A 7,741-nucleotide genomic window follows, 5' to 3' on the forward strand; every position below is an offset into this window, starting at 1 on the left:
CCAAGTCCGCCAAGATCTCGCGGCCCAATTACGGCCACTATGCCGGCGCACCCGAGCAGGTGCGGGCCTCGAGCGCGCGGCTCTTTTCCGCGATCGAACGCGGGATCCTGAAAGTGGATATCGGCCAGCGCTTCGCGCTCCGCGACGCCGCCGAAGCCCATCGCCGCCTCGAGGCGCGCGAGACAACGGGATCGACGATCCTCCTGCCGTAAGAGCGTTCGAACCATCGGATATCCCCGTCAGCGCCATGAGCGCATTGCGCTCCCGCGCTTGCCACTTGTGCGTGCGCCGGTCTAGAAATCTTGGTTCGATTTCGATTGGTTCAATCGTGGTTCAAATTCTGAGTGCTTGAAATCAGCGGATTTTATCCCTAATTTCGAAGCACTGCACGTCATTGGCCTATCGTTGGTCCAATGATGGTTCAATTTGGGGTTGCCGTGGTGGGTCGGCCCCGAAGAGGATGGATTGTGCCTGTTTCGAAGCCCGCTTCGGCACAGGGTTCCCGTCGCAAGGAACGGCTGATTTCGCCGACACCAAGCCTCCAGAAGGAGGCACATAGGGAGGACACCATGACCGAGACTTCGATCAAGACCGCAGCCCGCGGTCCCCATCTGTCGCGCCGTTCGGCCCTTCTGGCCGGATCGGCCTTCGCCCTCAGCCTCGCTCTGTCCCGGAGATCGGCCTTGGCCGCGTCCGAGGTCGACGCCTTCAAGATGCAGACGGTGCTCGGGCCCATCGACGGGGCCACGGTCAAGAAGGCGCTGGCGCATGAGCATATGTATGTCGACTTCTTCGGGCCCAACGATCCCAACTATATGAATGTCGATTGGGACGCCGCGCTCGGGACCTGCGTCAACCGCGGGTTGGAACTGGTCAGCCTCGATATCAATCTCATCATCGAATGGACCAATATCGGCGTCGGCCGCAACGTGCTGCTGCTGCGCGACGTCTCGCGCCGGACCGGGCTCAATATTGTCAGCCCGACGGGAATCTATAAGAGCCTGATTCCGCCTTCCTTCGCCGGCCTCAACGCCGATCAGATCGCGCAGCGTTTCATCGACGATCTGAGCAAGGGTGTGGACGAGACTCCAATCAGGTCCGGCTTCATCAAGATGGCGACGACCGAGGACGGTCCGACGGAGACCGATACGATGATCCATCGTGCCGCCGCGATCGCGGGCCGAGAGACCGGCTCGACGATCTCGCTGCACAGCCCGCATTACGCAGCGACGAAGCAGGTGATCGCCACGCTCCAGAGCGAAAAGTTCGATTTCAAAAGGTTCGTCTGGGGCCACGCACAGCCTTCGAAGCTCGACGAGCATAAGGAGGTCGCGTCAATGGGAGCGACGGTCCAGTACGACGCCATCGGCGCGCGCTCCGACCCGTTCTTCCATGGGCCGACCGACGACAAATCGATGCTCGATCGCGTCGAAGGGATGGTCAAAGCCGGCTACGACAAGCAGGTTCTCGTTTCTGCGGATGCCTCGACCTTCGTCAACCCGCAGAAATGGCAGTATGATCGCGACTCCCTCTATGTGCATCGATATTTCGAGCCGCAGCTGACCGAGCGGTTGGGTGCCGCGCTCTCGACGCAGATCCTGCGCGACAATGTGATCCGGGCGTTCCGCAAACCCGACAAGGTCGCATAAGGAAACTGCGATCCAAACGAATGAGGCCCGTCTGCAGATGCGGGCGGGCCTCGCTTCTTCGTAGGAATTTGGCGAGAGAGAATTAGATCGCCGTCCAGCCACCATCGACCGGCAGCACCACGCCAGTGATGAAAGAGGCGGCGTCGGAGGCGAGGAAGATCGCCGGCCCGACGATCTCCTCGACGCGGCCGCGGCGCTGCATCGGTGTCATGCGCCGAACGGCGTCCATCACCTCGGGATCCGAGTCATAGCCCTCGGTCCCGGTCATCGCATGTTCCATATAGCCGGGGTTGAAGGCGTTGACGCGGATGCCGCGCGGCGCCCATTCGGCGGCGAGCGTGCGCACCAGCTGGTCGACGGCGCCCTTCGACGCGCAATAGGCGGCGATGCCGGGGAAGGCGACCAGGCTGCCGTTCGACGACGTCATGACGATCGAGCCGCCGCCCCGCTTCGCCATCGGCTCGAACGCGGCCTGGGCGCAATAGAGATAGCCACCGACGTTGACGCCCAGGATCCTGTCGAGCGTCGCCTGGTCGATCTGCTCGGCCGGCATCGGCGCATCGATGCTGGCGTTACAGACCATGATGTCGAGCCGGCCGAAGGCTGCCAGCGCGTCCGCCACCAGCCGGAAGCAGTCGGCCCGGTCCGCGGTGTCGACACGCAAGCCCTTGGCCTTGCCGCCGGCGGCCTTGATCTCGGCTGCCGCCGATTCCGCTTCCGAACCCGTGCGCGAGCAGGTCACGACCGAAGCCCCCGCCTCCGCCATGCCCTTGGCGATGGCGCGACCGAGGCCCCGCCCCGATCCGGTGACGATGGCGGTCTTGCCGGCGAGGCTGAAGCGGGAGAGGGACATGGGGATCGGACTCGTTGTCATGCCGGCCCCCGCATCAGGCCGTAGGCCTGTGAGAGGACAGGCTCCGGCCGGCATCCATGAACGCGGACCGTGCCAAGCCTTGCGCGATGGGTGTTCGTGGACCCCGGCATTCGCCGGGGTGACAAACAAAGATGGGCTTCCGCCCCACCCCCAACCCCCTCCCTCAACGGAAGGGGGCGAGGATGTTTGTCAACTGCGATATTCCGGCTCTTCCTTGTCGAGGATCGCCTTGATCTCGTTGAGATGGTCGTCGGCCATGGAGGGATAGTCGGTCCACTGCGAGGCCGTGAGCTTGGCGATGTTGTCGGAGACGACGCGGAGCTTCTTGCCCGTGGCATAGGCCGTCATCAGCGTCTCGGCGGCGCGCTCGAAGTAATACATCTCGTCGAAGGCGAGCCCGATCGAGGAGCTGGCGATCAGCACGCCGTGGTTCGCCATCATCAGCACCGGCTTGTCGCCGATGGCGAGAGAGAGGCGATCGCCCTCGTCCTCCGACAGCGCCATGCCGGCATAGTCGTTGTCGAACGCCATGCGGCCGTAATAGCGCATGGTGTTCTGGTCGATCGGATACATGTTGTTGTCCTCGAGGGCGGCCAGCGCCGTCGAGTATTTCGGATGGAGATGCATGATGCAGCGCGCCTTCGGCAGGTTCGCATGGATCCGGCCATGGATGCACCAGGCGGTCGGATCGGGCGCGTCGGGGCGCTCCATCGTCTTCGGATCGTTGGTGTCGAGCAGCAGCAGCTCGGAAGCGCGCACTTGCGAGAAATGGCGATTGCGCGGGTTCATCAGGAACTTGGTGCCGTCGGCCGAGACCGCCGCGCTGAAATGATTGGCGATGCCCTCATGCATGTTGAGGCGCGCGATCCAGCGGAACGCCGCGGCGAGATCGACCCGCGCCTGGCGCACTTCCTGATCGTCCAGCCCGTAATCCCGGGACCGCAATGACGTCACGACAGCCATAGTTCGTCCTCCTGATGCGGAAGCGGAACCCTGCCCGCTTCGTCTTCTCGTTAACGCTGGGCCCGTTCCCAGGCCGGGTGCAACCAGACCGGCGCCTGGGAACGCGCCAGGGCCGGCCGGCCTCGGATCATATCACTCGCCTTCTCGGCGATCATGATCGTCGGCGCATTGGTATTGCCGCTCACGATGTTCGGCATCACCGAGGCGTCCACGACCCGCAAGCCCTCCAGCCCCTGCAATTTCAGGCTTTCATCCACCACCGCCATGCGGTCGCTGGCGGAGCCCATCTTGCAGGTGCCGACCGGATGATAGCAGGTTTCCACCCCCTGGCGCACCCAGGCGTCGATGGCCTCGTCCGACCGGGCGTTCGGCCCTGGCGAAAGTTCTTCGCCGCGATAGGGGGCCATGGCCTTTTGCGCCAGCACCTCGCGCACCAGCCGGACACCCTGGCGCATATCCTCGCGGTCCCGGGGGTCCTGCATATAGTTGAACCGGATCGAGGGCGGGGCCTTGGGGTCGGCCGAGCGGGCCTTGACCCAGCCCCGGCTGTGGGCCCGCATCAGGTCGAGATGGACCTGGAAGGCATGGCCGGGGACCGGTTCGACCGTGCCCGGCTTGACAGCCAGCGGCATGAAGGTGAGCTGCAGGTCGGGATGCTCGATGCCGGGCCGGCTGCGGATGAAGGCGCCGGTCTCGAAATGGTTCGAGGCGGCGGGCCCGCTGTTGAACATCAGCCACTCGAGCCCGGCCATGATCTTCCGCGGACCCTGCGCCGCGCTGTAGAGCGTCACCGGCTGCTTGCAGAGATGCTGGATCACCACGTCGGGATGGTCGTTGAGATTGGCGCCCACCCCCGGCAGGTCATGGCGCACCGTGATTCCGATCGACTGGAGATGATCGGGCGCGCCGATGCCGGAGAGCTGGAGGAGCTGGGGCGAGTTGATGGCGCCGCCGCAGAGGATGACCTCGCGCCCGGCCCGCGCCGTCTCGACCGCGCTCCCTTGCGCGTATTCGACGCCGACCGCGCGGCGGCCTTCGAGCACGACCTTCAGGGCGAGCGCGCCGGAGACCACCGTCAGGTTTGGCCGTGTCTCGGCCTGGGAGAGATAGCCCCGGGCCGTGCTCCAGCGCCGCCCTTGATGGGTGGTGCGGTCCATCGGGCCGAAGCCTTCCTGCTGATGGCCGTTGGCGTCGGGCGTGTAGGGATAGCCGGCCTGGACGCCGGCCTCGACGAAGGCCTTCTGCAGCGGTGGCAGCTCGCCGCCTGGCGTCGAGACGCGCAAGGGTCCTTCGCCGCCGTGATAATCGTCGCCACCGCGCTCGTGATGCTCGGCCCGCTTGAAATAGGGCAGCAGCTCCGCATAGGACCAGCCGCGGCAACCGCTTTGCGCCCAGCGGTCATAGTCGCGCGCATGGCCGCGCACATACATCATGCCGTTGATCGAGGAGGAACCGCCCAGCACGCGGCCGCGCGGATGGGCGAGAACGCGATTGTCGAGATAGGGCTCGGGCTCGGAGATATAGGCCCAGTTGAATTTGTCGTTGGAGAGCAGCCGCCCCATGCCCGACGGCATATGGATCGGCCAGCCGCGATCGCGCGGACCCGCCTCCAGCAGCAGCACGCGGACTTCGGGATCCTCGGTCAGCCGCGCCGCCAGCACGCAGCCCGCCGAGCCCGCGCCGACGATGACATAGTCGTAGCCGTGAGCGGCACCGTTAGTGGGCATTACGAACTCCACGCCACCCCAGGCCCCGACCTGTCATCGCCGGACTTGATCCGGCGATCCAGGGCCGACGAAGGCTGGATTGCCGGGTCAAGCCCGGCAATGACAGGGAAAAAGAGTGTGTTCATACGAGACGATGCCCCGCGCCTTGCCTTACGCCGCGCGGATCGCGTCGTAGCAGAGCTTGTGGAAGTGATGGACCAGATGCTCGCTCTCGTTGCTGCGCTCGGCGTCAATGATATAGCGGCCCTGGTCGTAGCCGAAGGAGCGCAGGCCCTTCTGCTGGGTGACGTTGAGCTGGATGTCCTCCGGCCCCAGCTCCTCGTTCATCCAGCGGATGCAGGCCTTGGTCACCTGTGCCAGCGGACGATGGCCCGGCGCGTAGTAACCGAAGCGCAGCAGCGATTTCTCGGGCTCGAGCGGAATCATCACGAAGGTGCCGAGGATGTCCGAGAAGGGGAAGCAGTAGAAGGTCGTGTTCGGCCAGACGCCGATATTGAAGAACCATTCGGTCTGCCAGGTGGCGCCCGCGAGCGATTCGCCATAGGCGGAATTGGCGCCCGGCATCGGCGGGCCGATATAGGTCCACCATTTGTCATGCGCCGTGAGACTGTAGCCCTTGAAGTCGATCAGGCTCGCCAGATGCTTATGGACCGGGCCCGAGAGGCCGAAATGATAGCCCTCGATGGAGTTGTCCATGATGACTTTCCAATTCGCCGGCACGACCACGTCGACCTCGTTCACCAGCTTCATCCGGTCGAGGTCGGGCAGATAGCGGCGCATCTCGTCTTCGGCACCGCCGGTGATCGAGGCGAGCGGGGCGGCATCGGGATCGAGATTGATGAAGACGAAGCGGCCCATGGTCTCGAGCCGCACCGGCTTCAGGCCGAACTGGCTTTTGTCGAACCCCTGGAGCCGTTCGGTGCGCGGCGCCGTGCGCAGCGTGCCATCCTGGTTGTAGCACCAGGAGTGGTAGCCGCAGCGGATGACGGCATGGGTCTTGCCGCGCCGGTCATGCAGCAGGCGGTTGCCGCGATGCTGGCAGGCATTGTGGAAGGCGCGGAGCTGGCCGTCGGCACCGCGCATCACGATCACGCTCTGGTCGAAGATGTCGGTGACGACATAGGAGCCGATCTCCTCGAACTCGCTCTCATGCGCGACCGAGTGCCAGGCCGGATAGAAGATCTTCTCGCGTTCCTCGCGGAAGACGCCCTCGTCGTAAAAGTAGCGTGCGGGCAGGCTCATGGCCCGCTCGGGATCGCCCGGGTTCCAGTCCAGCGTCTTCTGCGGAATCATGGGGTCGTCCTCTCTCGGGATAGCGCGAATTTGGGTTCCGGGCCGGCGGAACCACTTGGCTTCACCCTATGGGTCTGGGGCCATCGGACTTGATGGATTACGCCCGATTTCTGTCGTAATTTATCAGAGCATGAAACGCCCCGAGAGCCCCGTCCCGGCCCCCCAGACCCAGCGCATCGGCTTCCTGCTGCTGCCGGATTTCCCACAGATCTGTCTTTCGGCCGCGATCGAGCCGCTCTTCATCGCCAACTGGCTGAGCGGCGGCCCGCTCTATCGCTGGGAGACGCTGTCGCTCGACGGGTTGCCGGTGCGCGCCAGCAATGGCACGTCGGTCGCGGTCGACGGCGCCGTCTCCGAGGATGTGCGGTTCGACGCCCTCTTCCTGCTGGCGAGCTTCGATGTGAAGCGCCAGACCGGCGACCGCAGATTGCGCGCCTGGCTGCGGCGCGTGGCGCGCCATGGCGCGGCCATGGGTGCGATCGAAACCGCCGCCGAGCTTCTCGCCGCCGCGGGCCTGCTCGAGGACCAGCCGGCCGCAATCCATTGGGACAATCTGCAGGGCTTCCAGGAAAGCCATGGCCGGGCGCGTGCCGTGCAGCAGCTCTACACCATGGCGCCGGGTCGGCTCACCTGCGCCGGCGGCAGCGCCGTCTTCGACATGATGCTGGCCTGGATCGCGACGCAGCATGGCGAGGCGCTGGCCGCCGAGATCGCGGGCCATCTGCTGCTCGACCGCATCCGGCCGCCGGAAGAGCCGCAGCCGGTGCCTGGCGCCGGGCGAAGGCCGGTGGCCGATCCGATCCTGCGCCGGGCGATCACGCTGATGGAGCAGACGGTCGAGGAACCGCTCTCCTGCCCCGTCGTCGCGGAGCGGGTCGGGCTCTCGATGCGCCAGTTGCAGCGCCTGTTCGAGCGCGAGCTCGGCAGCAGCCCGGCACGCCATTACATGCGGATCCGTCTCGCCAAGGCGCATGCGCTGCTGCAGCAGACCGATCTCGGCGTCACCGAGATCGCGATGAGCGCCGGCTTCGGCTCGCTCGAGCATTTCAGCCGCGCCTACCGCGCGAGATTCGGAATTGCGCCGAGCCACGACCGCCGGCAGATCGTCTCTGCGCCGACGATGCGAAGGGAGGGATAGAATGAGTTTGCGAGCACCCCTCCCCCTACCCCCTCCCGCAAGGGGCTACGGGATTCACACATTTTGCATCTCGGTAGCGAGGGCATATCCCTCGAGC

General features: G+C 65.2%; 7 protein-coding genes. 3 read left to right on the forward strand and 4 right to left on the reverse strand.

The features are described from left to right. Both ACREE8_RS21260 and ACREE8_RS21265 read left to right on the forward strand, forming a co-directional pair. Positions 1-212, forward strand: a 212-nt coding sequence (locus ACREE8_RS21260; protein ID WP_431575021.1) for a zinc-binding dehydrogenase, incomplete at its 5' end; no start/stop codon positions are given. A gap of 357 nt (positions 213-569) precedes the next feature. After that, positions 570-1,649 (forward strand): hypothetical protein, encoded by a 1,080-nt coding sequence (locus ACREE8_RS21265; RefSeq protein ID WP_431575022.1) that lies wholly within the window; start codon positions 570-572, stop codon positions 1,647-1,649. 82 nt (positions 1,650-1,731) lie between these two features. Here ACREE8_RS21265 and ACREE8_RS21270 read toward each other — a convergent pair whose 3' ends face one another. The 4 genes from ACREE8_RS21270 to ACREE8_RS21285 all read right to left on the reverse strand — a co-directional run bounded on the left by ACREE8_RS21270 (position 1,732) and on the right by ACREE8_RS21285 (position 6,506). Beyond that, the gene (locus ACREE8_RS21270) at positions 1,732-2,502 is read right to left on the reverse strand and encodes an SDR family NAD(P)-dependent oxidoreductase (RefSeq protein WP_431575023.1); all 771 of its coding nucleotides are present in this window, start codon (positions 2,500-2,502) and stop codon (positions 1,732-1,734) included. Between the two features lie 210 nt (positions 2,503-2,712). Beyond that, positions 2,713-3,486 (reverse strand): class II aldolase and adducin N-terminal domain-containing protein, encoded by a 774-nt coding sequence (locus ACREE8_RS21275; protein ID WP_431575024.1) that lies wholly within the window; start codon positions 3,484-3,486, stop codon positions 2,713-2,715. 50 nt (positions 3,487-3,536) lie between these two features. Further along, on the reverse strand, positions 3,537-5,213 hold the full coding sequence (locus ACREE8_RS21280; protein WP_431575025.1) for a choline dehydrogenase: 1,677 nt from the start codon (positions 5,211-5,213) through the stop codon (positions 3,537-3,539). A gap of 150 nt (positions 5,214-5,363) precedes the next feature. Beyond that, a complete protein-coding gene (locus ACREE8_RS21285) occupies positions 5,364-6,506 on the reverse strand; it encodes an aromatic ring-hydroxylating oxygenase subunit alpha (protein WP_431575026.1) in 1,143 nt (380 codons plus the stop codon). Positions 6,507-6,636: 130 nt separating this feature from the next. Here ACREE8_RS21285 and ACREE8_RS21290 point away from each other — a divergent pair, with 130 nt between their 5' ends. Next, positions 6,637-7,644, forward strand: a complete 1,008-nt coding sequence (locus ACREE8_RS21290) for a GlxA family transcriptional regulator (protein WP_431575027.1) — start codon at positions 6,637-6,639, stop codon at positions 7,642-7,644. Positions 7,645-7,741: the final 97 nt, after the last annotated feature.

Source organism: Hypericibacter sp., from assembly GCF_050729195.1.
Classification (GTDB): Bacteria; Pseudomonadota; Alphaproteobacteria; order Dongiales; family Dongiaceae; genus Hypericibacter.

What these genes read in the sequence shown, in the direction of transcription:
- ACREE8_RS21265 (WP_431575022.1), top strand. Translation starts at nt 570, where the DNA reads ATGACCGAGACTTCGATCAAGACCGCAGCCCGCGGTCCCCATCTGTCG.
- ACREE8_RS21270 (WP_431575023.1), bottom strand. Translation starts at nt 2,502, where the DNA reads ATGTCCCTCTCCCGCTTCAGCCTCGCCGGCAAGACCGCCATCGTCACC.
- ACREE8_RS21275 (WP_431575024.1), bottom strand. Translation starts at nt 3,486, where the DNA reads ATGGCTGTCGTGACGTCATTGCGGTCCCGGGATTACGGGCTGGACGAT.
- ACREE8_RS21280 (WP_431575025.1), bottom strand. Translation starts at nt 5,213, where the DNA reads ATGCCCACTAACGGTGCCGCTCACGGCTACGACTATGTCATCGTCGGC.
- ACREE8_RS21285 (WP_431575026.1), bottom strand. Translation starts at nt 6,506, where the DNA reads ATGATTCCGCAGAAGACGCTGGACTGGAACCCGGGCGATCCCGAGCGG.
- ACREE8_RS21290 (WP_431575027.1), top strand. Translation starts at nt 6,637, where the DNA reads ATGAAACGCCCCGAGAGCCCCGTCCCGGCCCCCCAGACCCAGCGCATC.